Annotated in this window: 12 protein-coding genes; 10 read left to right on the plus strand and 2 right to left on the minus strand. The window is 67.3% G+C overall.

The window, feature by feature from the left end; translation table 11 throughout:
- Nucleotides 1-191: 191 nt before the first annotated feature.
- The 5 genes from AAW51_RS29430 to AAW51_RS20585 all read left to right on the plus strand — a co-directional run bounded on the left by AAW51_RS29430 (nucleotide 192) and on the right by AAW51_RS20585 (nucleotide 4403).
- The gene (locus AAW51_RS29430; RefSeq protein WP_083438459.1) at nucleotides 192-596 is read left to right on the plus strand and encodes a class I SAM-dependent methyltransferase; all 405 of its coding nucleotides are present in this window, start codon (nucleotides 192-194) and stop codon (nucleotides 594-596) included.
- A gap of 163 nt (nucleotides 597-759) precedes the next feature.
- Nucleotides 760-1434 carry a phytanoyl-CoA dioxygenase family protein gene (locus AAW51_RS20565; RefSeq protein ID WP_047196099.1) on the plus strand — a complete coding sequence of 225 codons (675 nt, stop codon included), beginning with the start codon at nucleotides 760-762 and terminating at the stop codon, nucleotides 1432-1434.
- A gap of 100 nt (nucleotides 1435-1534) precedes the next feature.
- Nucleotides 1535-3454, plus strand: coding sequence for an acyl-CoA dehydrogenase family protein (locus AAW51_RS20575; protein WP_238947652.1), 1920 nt, complete (start codon nucleotides 1535-1537; stop codon nucleotides 3452-3454).
- A 173-nt stretch (nucleotides 3455-3627) separates the two neighbouring features.
- Nucleotides 3628-3888 carry a hypothetical protein gene (locus tag AAW51_RS20580; RefSeq protein ID WP_047196102.1) on the plus strand — a complete coding sequence of 87 codons (261 nt, stop codon included), beginning with the start codon at nucleotides 3628-3630 and terminating at the stop codon, nucleotides 3886-3888.
- A 266-nt stretch (nucleotides 3889-4154) separates the two neighbouring features.
- A complete protein-coding gene (locus AAW51_RS20585) occupies nucleotides 4155-4403 on the plus strand; it encodes a DUF3297 family protein (RefSeq protein WP_047196103.1) in 249 nt (82 codons plus the stop codon).
- Between the two features lie 63 nt (nucleotides 4404-4466).
- On the opposite strand, the gene AAW51_RS20590 is transcribed toward AAW51_RS20585, so the two are convergent.
- Nucleotides 4467-5111, minus strand: a complete 645-nt coding sequence (locus AAW51_RS20590) for a DJ-1/PfpI family protein (RefSeq protein ID WP_047196104.1) — start codon at nucleotides 5109-5111, stop codon at nucleotides 4467-4469.
- An 87-nt stretch (nucleotides 5112-5198) separates the two neighbouring features.
- Here AAW51_RS20590 and AAW51_RS20595 point away from each other — a divergent pair, with 87 nt between their 5' ends.
- From AAW51_RS20595 to AAW51_RS20615, 5 genes are all read left to right on the plus strand, one after another.
- The gene (locus AAW51_RS20595; RefSeq protein ID WP_047196105.1) at nucleotides 5199-6533 is read left to right on the plus strand and encodes an aminotransferase-like domain-containing protein; all 1335 of its coding nucleotides are present in this window, start codon (nucleotides 5199-5201) and stop codon (nucleotides 6531-6533) included.
- Nucleotides 6534-6683: 150 nt separating this feature from the next.
- Nucleotides 6684-6896 (plus strand): DUF4177 domain-containing protein, encoded by a 213-nt coding sequence (locus tag AAW51_RS20600; RefSeq protein ID WP_047196106.1) that lies wholly within the window; start codon nucleotides 6684-6686, stop codon nucleotides 6894-6896.
- Nucleotides 6893-7105, plus strand: a complete 213-nt coding sequence (locus AAW51_RS20605) for a hypothetical protein (protein ID WP_047196107.1) — start codon at nucleotides 6893-6895, stop codon at nucleotides 7103-7105. The genes AAW51_RS20600 and AAW51_RS20605 overlap by 4 nt, the downstream gene beginning before the upstream one ends.
- Before the next feature lie 566 nt (nucleotides 7106-7671).
- A complete protein-coding gene (locus tag AAW51_RS20610; RefSeq protein WP_238947653.1) occupies nucleotides 7672-9930 on the plus strand; it encodes a hypothetical protein in 2259 nt (752 codons plus the stop codon).
- Between the two features lie 271 nt (nucleotides 9931-10201).
- The gene (locus tag AAW51_RS20615) at nucleotides 10202-10579 is read left to right on the plus strand and encodes a VOC family protein (RefSeq protein WP_047198106.1); all 378 of its coding nucleotides are present in this window, start codon (nucleotides 10202-10204) and stop codon (nucleotides 10577-10579) included.
- A gap of 141 nt (nucleotides 10580-10720) precedes the next feature.
- Here AAW51_RS20615 and AAW51_RS20620 read toward each other — a convergent pair whose 3' ends face one another.
- Nucleotides 10721-16648: a DUF4011 domain-containing protein gene (locus AAW51_RS20620; RefSeq protein ID WP_238947654.1), complete on the minus strand. Its 5928-nt coding sequence runs from the start codon at nucleotides 16646-16648 to the stop codon at nucleotides 10721-10723.
- Nucleotides 16649-16677: the final 29 nt, after the last annotated feature.

Below are 16677 nucleotides of genomic sequence, written 5' to 3' on the forward strand. Positions count from 1 at the left end.
TGGCTGCCCCAGCGGCAGTCGCCTGATCTTCGACACGCCGCCTTGACACCGATGGGTGCAAGGCGGCGTTTTCTATGGGGTGTCGGGTGCCGCTTTGGCCGTCCGCTCGGTGACAGCAGAACGAACAAGTCCCGAAACGCGCAGCTCCCGCTGGCATCATCGTCGACTCCAGGCCTCACCCATCTTCATCCATGAACTCATCAACCTCGTCTTGGTACGACCGGAAGGTGCTGCCTCGTCTCCTGGACTTCGCTTGCGGGCTATCACCCATCGCGGGGTTCGATTGTGTCGTCTGCACCTACACGCTCTGCAGCGTTCGAGATCCGTCCGCGGCCCTCGCGGAAATGCGCCGTGTCATTCGCCCGGGTGGAAGGCTCTTGTTCGCCGAGCACGGTCTTGCGCCAGACGCCTCCGTTCGGAAGTGGCGGCGCCGCCTCGAGCCCTGGTGGTCACGGATGGCCGGAGGCTGCCGCCTCACCCGCGACGTCCCGGCACTGCTGAAGAGCGCGGGTTTCACGCCGACCTACCAAATGGGGTATGTCGCTCGCCCCAAGTCGCTCGCCTACAACTTCTGGGGCGATGCAACGTGCCCCTAGTGTCCTGTCTCACGGGGACGGCCCCCGATGGCAAACTGTTCGGCTTTGACGCCTACCGACACATCACGATGGTTCACCTCGACGGCTCGGGTACTTGGTTTGGGTCGCAACTCGTCGGCGCCCCAGTAGCGGGGCGATGATCCCTTCCCAGAATGGACAGCCGATGTTCACGACCCAGTTCAAAGACCAGGGCTTTGTGTGCATTCCTCGGGTTCTCACCGACGACGAATGCAAGACACTGACGTGGTCTACAGACCAGTTAAATGCCAGGTCCGTGGGGACCAGGTGTTTGCTGTCGCTCGTCTGGGCGCGGCATTGTGTGGCGCGCCTGCGGCAGGATCCGCGCATCTCTCAAGTTGTCCCCGCTGACTATGTTGCCGTGCAGTGCACCTACTTCGAGAAGTCCGCCTCGCGGAACTGGTTGGTGCCTGTCCACCAGGATCTCAGCATTCCTGTCGCAGCGCGAGTCGAGGCGGCGGCGCTTGGAGGCTGGTCCGAGAAGGAAGGCGCGCTGTTTGTGCAGCCTCCGACCTCCGTGCTCGAACGCTTGATTGCCGTCCGACTGCACCTCGATGCCTGCGGCGAGCCAGACGGGCCTTTGATGGTGGTTCCAGGCACGCACACGGTGGGTCGCATCGAGTCGGAGGACGCGGCCGACATCCGTCGCCGCGCCCCGATGACCCCTTGCCTCGCGGCTGCCGGCGATGCGCTGGTCATGCGCCCCCTGCTCCTGCATGCCTCGTCTAAGGCGTCAGGGACAAGCTTGCGGCGGGTCTTGCACTTCTTGTTCGGGCCGCCAGTCCTACCTTTCGGGCTTCGGTGGCACCATACTGCTTGAGTCGCAGCATGCGTCGATGTCCGGCCGGGTTTTGCCCGCTCAGCACGCGGGTTCGAGAGACACGTCGGCTGAAAGAAACTCGCTTCTGCAGCAAAGCCGTTTGCCGACCAACACCTGCAACCGCCGTTCGCGGTGCGACGCTAGACGCTCGGCCTGCACGGCTCGGACGGCCGCAGCGGCCGATGGACTGCGAAGCAAATCCCACAGTTGCATCGCCGAAAGCAGTGAATTAAGGTCCACCCGCCGCGCCGCGCTGGACGGCGACATCTCTGCGCTCACGTCCCCCCTCACCGAGAGAAGCATGAATGCCTCGCACTCATCGGAGCCGCTGAAGCTTGCTCAAATGACCCGTGACGGCCACGCCACGCATCTCGTCGTGAACCAGGCACGCGCCCCTGCCGGGTTCAACGCCTTCGCCGCTGACGCCGTCCTGACCGCCGCCGTGGCGCGCGAGGCACCATGGGCAGCCGAGCGCTGTTCCGCACTGGGGCGTTTGGCGGGCGAGGACGACGTTCAAGAGTTGGCTCGGCTCGCCAATCGCTACCCACCAGAACTCAAGACCCACGACCGGTACGGCCACCGCGTCGACTGGCTCGAATTCCATCCGGCCTGGCATCAGCTGATGGACCTGGCCTGGAAGCACGAAGTGCACTCGCTGGCGTGGAGCGCCCCCGGGCCGCAGCCGCACTTCGCGCGCGCCGTCCTGTCCTACCTTTGGAACCAGGTCGAGCACGGCACCGGCTGTCCCACAGCGCAGGCCTACTCCGCCTTCGCCGGGTTCCAGGCAGAGCCGGCGCTGAAGGTCTGGGCCGAGAAGGTGCGGGGTACCCAGTACGAGTTCAGTCGGCGCGAGGTCGCACAGAAGCCGTCGGTCGTGGTGGGCTACGCGATGACCGAGAAGCAAGGCGGGTCCGACCTGCGGCAAACACAGACGACCGCGCTGTTCTCACACGCGGCCGACTACCACGGCGCAAGAGCCGAGTGGTACGTGTTGACGGGCCACAAGTGGTTCTGTTCCGTGCCGCAGGCCGACGGCTTCTTCACGCTGGCCAAGGTGGCGGGCGCGGTGACCTGCTTCTTCCTGCCGCGCACCTTGCCGGACAACAGCTACAACCCGTTCAGGATTCAGCGACTGAAAGACAAGTGCGGCAACAGGTCCAACGCTTCGAGCGAGATCGAGTACAGCGGCAGCCTTGCCATCCGGGTGGGAGCCGAAGGTGCCGGCCTACGCGAGATCCTCTCGCACAGCCACCTGGCCCGGCTCGACTTCGCCGTCGGGTCCGCCGGCTTGATGCGCCAAGCGCTGACGTTGGCGTTGAACCATGCCGGCACGCGCGATGCCTTCGGCGCGCCGCTGGCACGTCAGCCGATGATGGCCAACGTGCTGGCCGACATGGCCGTCGAGGTGGAGGCCGCAACCTTGCTGGCGTTGCGTGTGGCGAAGGCCACCGATCACCTCGGAGACGATGAGCAGGAAGCCGCCTTCGCCCGTGTCGCCACACCCCTCGCCAAGTTCTTCAACTGCTCCCGGGCCCCGGCCATTGCCTACGAGGCCATGCAGTGCCACGGCGGCAACGGGTTCATCGAGGAGCACCCGATGGCGCGCCTCTACCGCGAAGCGCCGCTGAACAGCATCTGGGAAGGGACGGCGAACATGATGTGCATGGACGTGCGCCGCGCCTTGCTGAAGAACGGCAGTTGCCGTGCGGCGCTGCAGGCCGAGTTCCAGTCTGTGCGCAAGCTCGACCAGCGGTTCGACACCTTCATCGACCGGCTCGATCCTCTGCTCGACACCCTGTTGCACGACGAGTTCGTGGCACGGCCAGCGTGCGAAGCCCTCGCGCGTGCCCTCCAAGGCGTGCAGCTGATTCGCCATTCGACGGATGAGGTGGTGCACGCCTTTTGCGAGACACGGTTGGGCCCGCCGTTCCACCTCGGCGGCCCACTTGGAACCACGGGAGCGTACATCGACAAAACCCAAGCGGATGCCATCGTCAACCGCGCTCACGTGATTCGCTGACCCTTCGCAAAAAATATACCGCCGGGCCCGCTCAGACGCACTTGACCGACGAAGACATTGCAGGCGCACATTTTTTCGGCGACGGGTGACGCTGCATCAGCGTTCGGCCCAATCCACAAATCCTCCGGATCGCGGTATGGTGCAGGCGTGATCACAGCAGCCGGAGTCCAGATTTGAAATACCAGGTGATCAAGCGCGGCGCACGGTTGGAGGCTGTGGGCGCCCACAGTGGTTATCGCATCCGGATGTCGACCCTGCCCGCCCCCGGACTCGACAGTTACCCCGTCACCGTACACGTGCGTGGTTCCGAAAGTGAGGACGAAGTGTTGGTCGAGGTGCCCAAGCGCATTCTGCGCGACACGACCGAGGCGTTCGACTTCGGCTACCAGTGCGCCACACTCTGGATCGACGCGCTCGACCATCGCAGGGGCTGAGCCAGCGCGCGGCCCGCCTAAGCTTCACATGTTCTCTCGCGCGACGCGCCCCGTGCCGGGTCTGGCTGACGCGTGACCCGTTTGATCGGAGGATCACGGCTCGCGCCCTGGTGTGACGCGCCAAGAAGAACGTGGTGAGAAGGCATCGCGGGGCCTTTGTACCCGGCAGCCGCATCCCGTGCTCAAGGTCCGACGCGCGGCTGCACCCGTCGCCTGCGTCGTGGACAATGCCGGGTCATCACTTGCCGAACCGAGGTCATTTGTCCATGAACGAGAACCAAGACAGACCCCCTTTGCCCGACCGCCTTTCGATCGACCCGAAGAGCCCTCACCACATCGCCGCCGTGTTTCAGCACGAAGTCGCCATCCGCTTCAATGGCAAGGAACGCTTCGACGTCGAGGAGTACTGCATCAGCGAAGGCTGGATCCGCGTCCCGGCGGGCAAGACGCTGGACCGCAAGGGCAAACCGTTGATGATCAAGCTGAAGGGCAAGGTCGAAGCGTCCTACAAATGAACGGCCCGGTCCGCCCAGGCACGACTTGGGCGACTCGGCGACGAGGACGCGCGGTGCCGACCGTCAGGGGCGTGGCCGAGCAGGCGAGGGACGCCCGGTCGCGACCGAGCCCTCCAGGAACGGCGTGATGTTGTCGATCGCGCGCGACACGTAGTCTTCTTTCTCGCCCACCGGTGCGACATAGTGCATCGCGCTTCGGGCCGCGTCGACACCCTCGAGGCGCGCGATGACCCAGGCCGCCAGGTACTGCGAAGACAAACACCCGCCCGCGGTGGCGACGTTCCCCTTGGCCACGAAAGGCTGGTTGAGGATGGCGACACCTGCCTCCTCGACCCACGGCTTGGTGGTCAAGTCGGTGCAGGCCGGAACGCCTTCGAGCAGACCGAGCTTGGCCAACACCAGCGTGCCCGAGCACTGCGCTCCCAGCAGTTGCCGTGTCGGGTCGAGCTTCAGTTGGGCCATCAGCGCCGCATCGGCCACCACCTCACGGGTCTGCAGGCCGCTGCCCACCAGCACCGCGTCGGCCTCCACAGCGTCTTGCAGCGATGCCTGCGCCTCGAGCACCACACCATTCATCGAACGGACTTTGGCGGTTGGACTGGCGATCGAGACGCGCCAGTCGGGTTTCTTGACCCGGTTGAGGATGCCGAGCGCGATCAGCGAGTCGAGTTCGTTGAAACCTTCGAAGGTGAGGATGGCGATGTGCATGGTGTCGTTTTCCCGATATGGATGCCGGGCGCCATCGTAGGATCGACGACCAATACAATCAAATAATTGTCATGGATACATTGAGGTATGGGTCAGGCTCGCTACAAGCAGTTGGTCGATCAGCTGGCGGCTGACATACGCTCAGGTCGCCTGCCACCGGGGACACGCCTGCTCACGCACCGGCAGTTGGCCGCCCGAGAGGGCTTTGCGCTCGTGACCGCCACGCGTGTCTACGCGGAACTGGAGGCCATGGGGCTGGTCAGCGGTGAAACGGGCCGCGGCACCTTCGTCAAAGAATCGGCGCTCCCCCGGGGCCAGGGCATCGATCAGCATGCGGTTGCGTCCGACATGGTGGACCTGAATTTCAATTACGCGTCATTGCCCGGCCAAGCCGAGACGCTGAGGGCCGCGCTGCGGCAGTTGGCGACGGCCGGTGATCTGGACGCGCTGCTGCGATACCAGCCACACGGGGGTCGCCCGCACGAACGGGCCATCGTCGCCCGCCACCTCAGTTGCCGCGGCTTGTCGGTGACGGCAGACCAGCTGACGCTTGTGGATGGTGCTCAGCATGGTCTGGCGTCGACGGTGATGGCGCTGCTACAGCCGGGAGACGTGGTGGCGACCGATGCCCTGACCTACCCGGGCTTCAAGTTGCTCGCGCAAGCGTTTCGCCTGGAACTCGTCCCGCTCCCGGCCGCCGGGCAAGGGCCCGACCTGGACGCCCTGGGCACGCTGTGCAAGCGACGACGGGTGCGCGCCGTCTACACCATGCCGACGCTGCACAACCCTCTGGGGTGGGTGATGAGTGCGAGCCGGCGGCGAGAGTTGGTGGCCATCGCCCGTCGGCACGGCCTGCTCATCATCGAGGATGCCGCCTATGCCTTCCTCGCCGAGACACCCCCCGCGCCGTTGGCCGCGTTGGCCCCTGAGACCACGGTCTATGTGTCGGGGTTTTCCAAGAGCGTGGCCACGGGGTTGCGGGTTGGCTTCGTCGCCGCCCCACTCGAATCGGTGCCGAAGATCGAGCGTGCGATCAGGGCCACGACGTGGAACACGCCCGGCGTGATGACGGCGATCACCTGCGGCTGGCTCGGCGACGGCACCGTAGCCCGGCTCGAATCCGAGAAGCGCCAGGATGCGGCGAGGCGACAGCGGCTGGCCGCGGAGGTTCTTGCCCACCGCCAGCGCGTCTGCCATCCGCTGTCTTACTTCGTCTGGCTCCCGCTGCCGCCAGAGGTTCGCGCGGACAAGGTGGCGATGGCGCTCCTGCGTGCAGGCATCTTGGTCTCCACCGCCGAACCTTTCTCGACGTCTCCCCGCGTACCTCATGCCATCCGCCTCGCGTTGGGTTCCGTCGAGCTCGATGCGCTGGAGGCGGCGCTGCGCAAGGTCGACCGCGTCATCGAAGACCAAACGTATTGAGACGCGACGCAGACCGGGTTTGCCTCGCTGCCCGGTTGCGACACACCCCGCTCCAGGGATTGATACTTTCAGTTACTTCCTCTAGGATGGCCTCGACCTTCACGACCGTCGGCCATCCGACGCACTTAATACTTTTGGCAGTTCGCGCATATGAAAGAGTACAAAGTCACGATTTATCAGGAAGGCATGCTCGGCTCGTTGCTGCTGGGCGCGTCCAAGGTGGACCCGGTCCGCTTCACTGCCTTCTTGAACAAGAACGCCAAGGAGGGCTGGCGCGTGATCACGATGGAGAAGGACATCCGCCGCATGCTGCTGCTGTGGCGTCGTGAGGCCTATGTTGTGATCATGGAGCGGGAAGCTTGAGGACCGGGGCCATCGTCTGCACCACCCTGTTCGTCGGCTGGGTCGCGCTCGCACTGGTGCAGTTGTGGACCTCGGCCCTCGACGGGGCCCTGTTCGTCAAGATTTCGCTCACGCTCGGCGCCCTGTTCGTCATCTGCCTCGCCGTCACGCTCGTGGCCCGGGAGGTCAAGAGCGACAACAAGCTGCAGAAAGACGGCTTCATCGACTAGACGCAGGGGCTCGGCCTTCGCATTGGGGCTGAGCCAGCTGCGCTTCGACTGTGATGCGTTTCCGTCGACCGTGAACGGGAATGCATCACGCGTGCAGAACGGTCTCTGGATCGCTCCTTCTCCCATTCCTTTTTTCCGGCTGGTTCCCGCTGCCGTCGGTGGTCGCCCACTTCCTTTCGATCCGTGCGCAACCCGGGGCAAGGAACGACCCAAGGCGCTTGCCTTCACGGGCACCTCCGCTCCCCATCTGAGATGGAGGCTCGCCGGCACGAGCTTGCAAGGCACGCCCCTTCACGATTGAGGCGTCATTCAAGGCCGACGGGACGGCATCGCGCCGTGCCAGCCTTCCTTGCAGTCCGGCGCCCAACCACCACCGTTCGGCGGCCGCATGCGGCACCTTTCGCAGTGACGACGACAATGGTCGCCGGAAGGTCGGACCGGCAAGGCAGCCGCACACGCCCCTCCAAGAACAACCACGTACGACAACTCGAAGGTGGGGTGGCGACAGTGCATGCGGAGCATCTTTCACAGGACACCGCTCCGACCCGCCGCTCAGGAGAGGCGAGATGAGCAGGACCAACCTCAGGCCCGGAACCGGAAGCGGGCATTTCCGACTGGCCGCCTTGCTGCTGTCGGCAGCACTCGCGGCCTGTGGTGGCGGCAGCGGCGGTAGCCGTGACAACGGCAGCGACGGCGGCGTGCCTCCCCCGGACGGCAGCTCCGGCCTCCTGCGCGCGGGGGCCCGACTCACGACGCTGCGCATCGACAGCAGCGCGTCGACCGCGCAGAGCGCCGTGCCGCTCACCTTCGGGCAGACCTTTCCACCCGGCCATATCGCCGCATCGCAAGGTGTGATCGCCACGCTGCCCGACGGGCGGCAACTGCCCGTCCAGCTCGATGCGAAGGCAACGCATGGGGACGGCTCCTTGCGGCACGCCGTGATCTCCACCGTATTGCCGGCCCTCGAGGCTGGGCAATCGCAGACCTTGGCGCTGTTCAGCCGGGCCGACCGCTCCGTGGCCGCGCCGCGTCACCCGAAGGAGTTGCTCGACCAAGGGTTCACGGCCTCGGTGGAAGTGCGGCTCGGCGGTCAAACCTATCGGGCCTCTGCCGACGCCCTGCTGCGCTCCGGTGCCGTGGAGCGCTGGCTCGAGGGCCCGATCGCCAACGAATGGCTGGTCGCCGCACCACTGACCACCGCCGGCGGGCTCGCGCACCCGCACCTGCAGGCCCGCTTCGCGCTGCGTCACTATGGCGGAAAGCGCGGCCGTGTCGACGTGGTGCTCGAGAACACATGGTCCTACGAGCCCGATCCGCAGAACTTGACCTACGACGTCCAGATCGAAGTGGGTGGACAGCCGGTCTACAGCAAAACCGGGCTGAGCCACTACCACCACGCCCGCTGGCGCCAGACGTTCTGGTGGGGCACCGCGCCGCAAGTCCACTTGCGCCACGACGCGGCCTACCTGATCGCCTCGCGCGCACTGCCGAGCTACGACACCTCGATCAAGGTGTCCGCCACGGCCCTCGGCCAGTTGGCCAGCCGCTGGAGCACCTCCGACCTGGAGCCGATGGGCCGCGGCCTCGTCACCGCCTACATGCCGACGACCGGAGGTCGTGGCGACATCGCCCCTATGCCGCACTGGGCGGCGATGTATTTGCTGAGCCAGGATGACGCGGCGAAGCGGGTCACGCTGGGCACCAGCGACCTGGCCGGCAGCTGGCCGATCCACTACCGGGACAAGGCCACCGGCCTGCCGGCCAGCATCGTCCAGTACCCCTACATGGCGCTCCTCGGGACACCGGGCGACAAGGTCAATCGCGCGACGGGCAAGAGCGAGGCGTTCCCGCCTTGCGCGGCGGGCGGCAGTTGCAGCACGCCGTACACGCCCGACACGTCCCATCAACCGTCGCTCAGCTACCTCCCCTATCTCGTCACCGGCGACCACTACCACCTCGAAGAGCTGCAGTTCTGGGCGAACTTCAACCTGCTGAATCTGAACCCCTGGTATCGCCAGTTCGACAAAGGCGTCGTGTCGTCCGATCAGGTCCGCGGCCAGGGGTGGTCGCTGCGCACCCTGGGGCAGGCGGCTTACATCACGCCCGACGCCCATCCGATGAAGTCCTACTTCGCGGGCCGCCTCCAGCACAACCTTGCCTACTACAACGCCAACTACACCCAGGCGCAGCCGAACGCACTGGGCGTGATCGACGGCACCGGGCTGTATGCCTTCAACCCCGTGGTCTACACGACGGCAACCGGCAGCCGCACCGGCATCGCGCCGTGGCAGGACGACTTTTTCACCTGGAGCGTGGGTCACCTGGCGGAACTCGGCTTCACCGACGCAGAACCGCTGCTGGCCTGGAAGGCGCGGTTCCCGGTGGGCCGCATGACGGCGCCCGGCTTCTGTTGGATCGAGGGCGCCGCCTACGCGATGGCCGTACGCCCCACCGACCAGAAAGGCCCGCTCTTCGCCAACCTTGCCCAGGTCTACACCGCCACCGTGCAGGAAGGCAAGCTGACCGACGACAGCGGGACGACACTCGTGCACCCCGCCGGGTTGAAGTATCTCGACCAGCCCTGCGGGAGCGAGGCGCAGGCGCAATGGCGCACGGCTGCCGGTGGCAACCCCTGGCGCGCCGGGCAGATGACCGGCTACTCCGCGTCGGAGTCGGGCTTCCCCTCGAACATGCAGCCTGCACTGGCGGTGGCGGCCACGTTCGGATTGCCTCAAGCGCGCGAAGCGTGGTCGGTGTTCACCGGGAGGTCGGTCAAGCCGGACTACAGCACTGGCCCGCAGTGGGCCCTCGTGCCGAGGCCCTGAGCCTCTCGAGCGAGTCCACGCAGTACCCGGTGCCGGCCGGCACCGCGGCCTTGCCGTGCGCGTGAGCCCCGACCTGCGAGTGTCGGTGGACGCAGAGCCGCACGCTCGATTGACGGGCGTGCGGGCAGCGCGTATACCGGATCGGTGACCCTCAGGAAGGGAGGGCGCTCAAAGCGTGCGTTGGCCTCGTCCCGCAGGTTTTGCCGCCTTCACCCGTGCGAAGCTCGAGCGTCTTCGAATTGCGGAAACGCTCTGCAAACAGGAGATGAGCATGCTGCAAGAGTCCCCGATGTACGCCTACATTCCGGCCCTCGACATGGCACGCGCGCGCCAGTTCTACGAGCAGAAGCTCGGGTTCAGGGCCAAGATGGAGACCGCGGGCGGCGTGGTGTACGAGTTCGGCCAGCACACCGCGTGCTTTCTGTACCCGACACCCAATGCGGGCACGTCGAAGGCGAGCCAGGCCTTCTGGCAAGTCGACGATGTGGAACGCGAGGTGGCCGACCTGCGTGCGCGCGGTGTCGAGTTCGAGCACTACGACGTGCCGGGTGCCAGCACCCGCGGCGACATCGTGACCGGGGGCGGCGCCAAGGCAGCATGGTTCAAGGACACCGAAGGCAACATCCTCGCGATCATCGAAGAGGAATGAGCGTCTATCCCGCGCCGCGAGGCTGCGCGCGAACCGAAACAGCGGTGCACGCGAGAGTCGCGGCCACGGCCCGCGAGTGACGGGCGGCGGACGGGCACCAGGCGCCGGCGGGCTCCTGGTGCCGACCGTCCCATCTTGTGCCTACAACGCAGCCGGTGTCGCCAGCTCCCGGCCGGCGCGCCGCGCCCGCAACAAGGCCTGCAACTGCCGGTGCACCTTCTCGAGCGTTCCGTCGGGGTCGATCCACCAGTCGGTCGACCACAGCCTCAAGGTGTCCCAGCCCAGGCTGCGCAGCACCTGCTCGCGCAGCTTGTCACGGTCCCGGGCGGTGGCGGAGCGCCGGTAGGTGGCGCCGTCGCATTCGATGCCGGCGAGGTAGCGGTCCGGGGCGTCCGGGTCCACCACCGCGAGGTCGATCTTGAACGCCGACACGCCGACCTGCGCACGCACGCGCCAGCCCCGATCACGCAAGGCGCGCGCGACCATCTGCTCGAACAGTCCGTCGGGCTCGCCAGTGCTGCCATGCTGGGGGCTGTCCTCGAGGGCGCCGGCCCCGCGCTCGGCGAACTCCATGAAGTGCTTGAGATCGCGCACGCCGATGGAGGCCGTGCGCGACAGGTCCATCTGCTCCGGCCTCAGACTGGAAAAGACGCGCAGCTCGTGGCGGGCGCGCGTGATGGCCACATTGAGCCGCCGCTCGCCGCCCTGGCGGTTCATCGGCCCGAAGTTCATCGACACGGCGCCGCCGGCACCCGGCCCATAGGTGATCGAGAAGTACATGATGTCGCGCTCGTCGCCCTGCACACTCTCGAGGTTCTTGACGAACACGGGCTCCGGCTGGTCCTCGGCGAAGAACGACTCGATGGTCGGGTCCTTGCGGCGCTCCTCGTCCAGCAGGTCTTCGACCAGCGACTGCTGCTCGACGTTGAAGGTGACGACCCCCACCGTCAGCCCGGACTCGCGGAAGCCGGGCGACTTCAGGCGATCCACCAAGTCGCGCACCAGCGCCTGGGCCTCGGGCTGGTTGGTGCGGCTGCCACCCTTGTCGTAGACACCATCGCCGACGTGATGGAAGCTGACCGACCGGTCCTGCGTGACGGGTGACGGGAAGGTCACCAGCTCGCCGCGGTAGTAACGGCGGTTGGAGAAGGCGATCAGGCTCTCGTGGCGGCTGCGGTAGTGCCACGACAAGTGCATCGTCGGCAGGCTAGCGCCGATGCATTCGTCCAGGATGCTTTCCAGGTCGCCGTCCAGCTCGACATCGTCGTCATCGTCCGACTCGGCACGGTCGAAGAAGTGGGTGGGCGGCAGCTGTTTCGGGTCGCCCACCATCACCACCTGGCGGCCCCGCGCCATCGCGCCGATCGCATCCCAGACCGGGATCTGCGAGGCCTCGTCGAACACCACCACGTCGAAGTTCGCCGTCTCGGCCGAGAGGTAGTGCGCGATCGACAACGGGCTCATCAACAAGCACGGCGTCAGCGTCAGGATGGCCTCGGGCGCGCGGCGCATCAGTTCGCGCAGCGGCAGGTGGCGCGTCTTCTTCTGCATCTCGTAGCGCAGCAGGCCCCAGTCGGAGTTCTTCGCCACGCTGTCTTGCACCGGCAACGACGCGCACAGCCGCGCCCGCACGCCTTCTCGCGTGAGGGCGATGAAACGCTCGTCGAGGGCCTGGAAGTCGCGGATGCGCTTCTCGTGCACCGCCGAGACGAAGCCGCGCAGCACCTCGTCACGGTCCACCACCGCGTTGAGCCACCAGCGGCAGTAATCGGTCTCGAACACCTCGCGCACCTGGCCCGGCGACACCGTGCCCTGCTCGAGGCCACCCACCAATGCCGTCAGGCCCAGGGCCAAAGCCTGCTCGCGTGCGCCGCGCCAGGCGCACCAGACGTGCAGCCGGCCGGCGGCATCGAGCAGCTGCCGGCAGGCGAGCGCGAGCGCCGCCGGCGTCTGCTCGGCAAAGACGACACGCCGCTCCTGGGGCATCGACGCCTGCTGCGTGAAGCGCGCCATCGCCTCGTGCAGGGCTTGCAGCGCCTTGCGCCAGGCCTGCGCCGCCACGGCGACCGGGCCGGAGGACTCCAGCAGCATGTTGCCCTCGCCCAGCAAGGGCTCGAGCGGCGCCTTCAGCTCTGCCAGTGCTTCGGGCGTGCTCGCCAGCTTGGCAAGGCTGGTCGACAGGGCGGCATGGAAGGCCACCGCGGCTTCGACCTCGTCGGTGCGGGTCTGCAGCCCCGCCCAGAGTCCCCCGGTCGGTGCCGACAGCGGGTTCAGCGTGTCGATCTCGCGCTTGAGTCCTTGCAACTGACGCAGCTGCGCGAGGGCGGCCGCGGCGGCCGGGCCGCAGCGGCCGTCCTCCACCGCGGCGTAACCCTCGTCACGCCACGGCTGCCCGTCACGGGCCGCCGCCAGCGCAGCCTGGAGGGCCAAGGCTGCCGCGGCAGCGCCGAGGTCGGTGTCATGACCGGCCCACACCACCGTGAGGTCCAGCGCGCCCAGGCGCTCCAACTCGCCGGCAAGACTGCGCATCTCGCGCAAGCGGCGCAGGTCTTCCGCCATGCCCGGGCCACACGCGCCTTCTGCGGCCGGCTCGAGCCCAGCCTCGTCCCAGGGCTGCCCGGCCAGCGCCAGCGGCAGGCTGGCCTGGAAGGCCAGTGCGGCATGTGCAACGTCGCGCCGTGTCTGCAAACCTGCCCAGATCTTGCCGGTGCGCAGCGACAGCGCGTCCAGCGTTTCGATCTCGGCCTGCAGCGCCCGCAGTTTCGCGAGCCGCTGGATGTCGCTGCCGACGTCGGGCTCGCCGCCGCCGCTGGCAGCCGACTTCAGCCGGCGTGCGAGTGCGCGGTGGCGCAGGCCGCTCAACGGCCAGACCGACTGCTCGGCCTCCTGCCAGTCACGCTGCAGCTGCGCCGCGTCGAGCTGGGCCACCGCGTCGCCATAAGGCAGCGAGAGCTGCTTGGCGAGGCCATCGTAGGCCGCGAGCCCCTGCACGCCGCGGGCGAACTCTTCGGTCAGCGCAGCCGACCAGCGGCAGGTGATCTGCGACGCCAACTCATTCCAGCGGGTCAGCAGCGCCACACCCCGGCGCAAGCGCTCGGTGGTCTGTGCGTCCCACGGCAGTGGCAGTTCGTCGCGCAGCTCGCGGTGCTGGGTGACCAGGCGTGCGCCGCGCTGCAGGTCCTCGGCCAACGCCCGCGCATCCGCACGCAGCGTGAAGCGCCAATTGCGCCCGGCGGCGCGCGGCAACACCTCGGCCAGGCCCAACAACCCTTCGCGCACGCGGCGCTCCAACGTGAACGTGGGCCAGCCGACCGCCTGCGTGAAGGCGAGCGCCGCCGCCTCGGCCCCTTGCGCCGTGCTGGCCATCCCCCGCACTGTTTCGAGCAGTTTGGCCTGCCAGCTCGGTGACCATGCGCCGTGCCCGATCCAGTGCCACGGGCCCGCCGCCAGGGCCGCAGCGCCAACCGCCTCGGCGTTGACGTCCAGCAGTTCGGCCGCCTCCTGGAAGGCGGCGAGTGCCGCCCCGTCGTGCAGCGTCGGGTCCGGCCAGGCCAGCTGCAGGGTGGGCAGGTGCTGGCCGGCGAGCACACGCCCGATGGCCTGGTGCACGCTCAGCCCGTTGGGATGGCTGCGATGCAGCCGCTCGACATAACCGTTGAGGCGATCGCGCAGTGCGCCCAAACGCTCGGCTTCGGCCTGCCACTGCAGCGGGTCGGCCTCGGCGCTGACGTTCCAGGCGCGGCGCAACTGCTCCAGCACCTCCGCCTTGCGGGCCTTGCTCGAATGCAACTCGAGGCAGAACTCGCCCAACCCAACATCGCGCAAGCGGCGCCACACCACGTCCAGCGCCGCCATCTTCTCCGACACGAACAGCACACGTTTGCCTTCGGCCAGACACTGTGCGATCAGGTTGGCGATGGTCTGGCTCTTGCCGGTGCCGGGCGGGCCGATCAGCACGAAGTCCTTGCCCTGCTTGGCGGCGACGACCGCCGACAGCTGGGAGGAGTCGGCCGGCAGCGGGCAGAAGGTGTCGCGCGGCGCCAGCTCCTGGTCGAGCCGGCGCGGGTCGGGAAAGGCCACCGTACTCGGGAACGGCTCGCGCGGCGTCTCGATCAGGTGCCGCACGACCGGGTTCTGCTTGAGCTGCTCGGTGCGCGAGCTGAGGTCCTTCCACATCAGGTACTTGGCGAACGAGAAGGTGGACAGCACCACGTCCTCCACCACCTCCCACCCCTTGATGTCCTTGATCGCGGCCGACACCTTTTTCCACACGCCGGTGATGTCGAGCCCGGAGTCGTCACGCGGCAGCTCAGCGTCCTGGACGCCCAGGCTCAGCTTGAAGTCCTGGCGCAGCATCTCCAGCAGCGTGGGGTTGAAGCGAGCCTCGTCGTCGTGCAGCTTGAGGCGAAAGCCCGAGCGCACGCTTTTGCGCTCCAGGCTCACCGGCACCAGCACCAGCGGCGCCTTGAAGCGCCGCTCGTCACGCTCGCCGCGCGCCCACGACAAGAAACCCATCGCCAGGTAGAGCGTGTTGGAGCCGCCCTCCTGCAAGCTGGCGCGGGCGGCCCGGTACAGCTCGACCAGCCGCGCCTCGAGATCGTCCTTGGGCAGGCCGACGAACACCTCGCTGCGCTGCAGCGCATCGAGCGCGTGCTGGCGGCGCAGGTTTTCGCGCTCGCGGCTCTCGTGCAAGGCCGGGTCGCGAGGGTCCTGGCCATCCATCAGCTCGGGCCGCGGCAACAGCTTGACCGCCTGGCCGGTGGCCAGCAGGTCTTCGAACCGGCCCGGGTCGGGTGCTTCCAGCTTCAAGGCCTTCTGGCTCATCTTGAAGCTCAACAGGTTGTTGCGCAGCGACAGGTCCAGGAGCTTGCGTTGCCAGCGGCCGAGGCGGTCTTCCGGGCCTTCGGGCAGATCGGCGTCGGAGGCGATGCGGTCGTCGAGCAACTCGGGAGCCGCTTCGAACGGCGGCTCCTCTTCGGGCGGCGGCAGCGCCACCAGGCCCGGTGCCGCCGGTGGCGGCTCGGCCCGCGCCGTCGCCAGTGGCTTGATACGCTGCAGCCGGGCGCGCCGGATGTCGACCGCCAGCTCGAAGGTCGGGGCTCGCTCTTCACCCACTTGCTGGGCACCGCGCTCGATGGCGTAGCTGAAGGGTGGCAGCGGCCGCTGCGTGACCAGCGTGGTCTCGAACAGCACCAACTCTTTGAGCTTCACCCGCTTGCGCAGCGCGGTGACGTCGTCCACCACCGAGGTGTTGAACTCCTCCGCTTGCAGCCACAGGCCCGCCAATGCGTGGCCCTCGGTGAACACCAGCACCGGGTGCAGCCCGGCCTGCTCCAGCGCGGCGCAGAACAACAGCGCGAGGTCCAGGCAGGTGGCGAGACCGGCCTCTGCGATCTGCGACGGGTCGCGCACCTTCTGGCCCTTGTGCTCGAAGCTCGCGGGTGGCAATGCGTAGTCCAGATGCAGTGCACCGACGGCGCTCCAGATGGCGGAGGCCAGTTCCCAGGCGCGTCGCGCGCCGCCGCGGTAGCCGTCGATGTCGGTGTGCCGGTCGGCCTTGCGCAGCACCTCGGCCGCCTGCTTCAACACCCGCCCGACGGCCGGATCATTCGGTTGCACGAAGGCGGCCACCATGTCCGGCAGGCCGGCCAGTCCACCCCACTGGTTGCGTGGCAGCAACTCCACCTCGACCTCACGTCGCGCAAGCTCTGTTCGGCCCTCGCGGCGCTTTTGCAACGAGAAGCTGACGATGGCGCGTTCGGCTTCGATCAGACGGCTCAACAGCACGCCGTCGAGGCCCAGATCGAGTTCGACGATGCGGTAGCGTTGCCCCGGCGCGATGGATTCGATGCGCCAGGTGCAGGGCTTCAGAAAAGGGGGCTGCGAGCTCATGCAGAGGTCGACCTCCGTCAGCGGCTCGTCACCGTTGTTCACCACGGCGAGTTCGCGCAATGCCGGGATGGCGTTCTGAAAGTCGGCCAGGTTCAGCTTGGGAACCAGCGTGAGTTCGATGTGCACCGACGGCGCCTGCGGCTCCGACAATACCTTCGAGCGGTCCATACGGCCCATGTCCTCTCCTGAGTGTGTTTCGTTCGGCC

Source organism: Caldimonas brevitalea, from assembly GCF_001017435.1.
GTDB lineage: Bacteria > Pseudomonadota > Gammaproteobacteria > Burkholderiales > Burkholderiaceae_C > Caldimonas > Caldimonas brevitalea.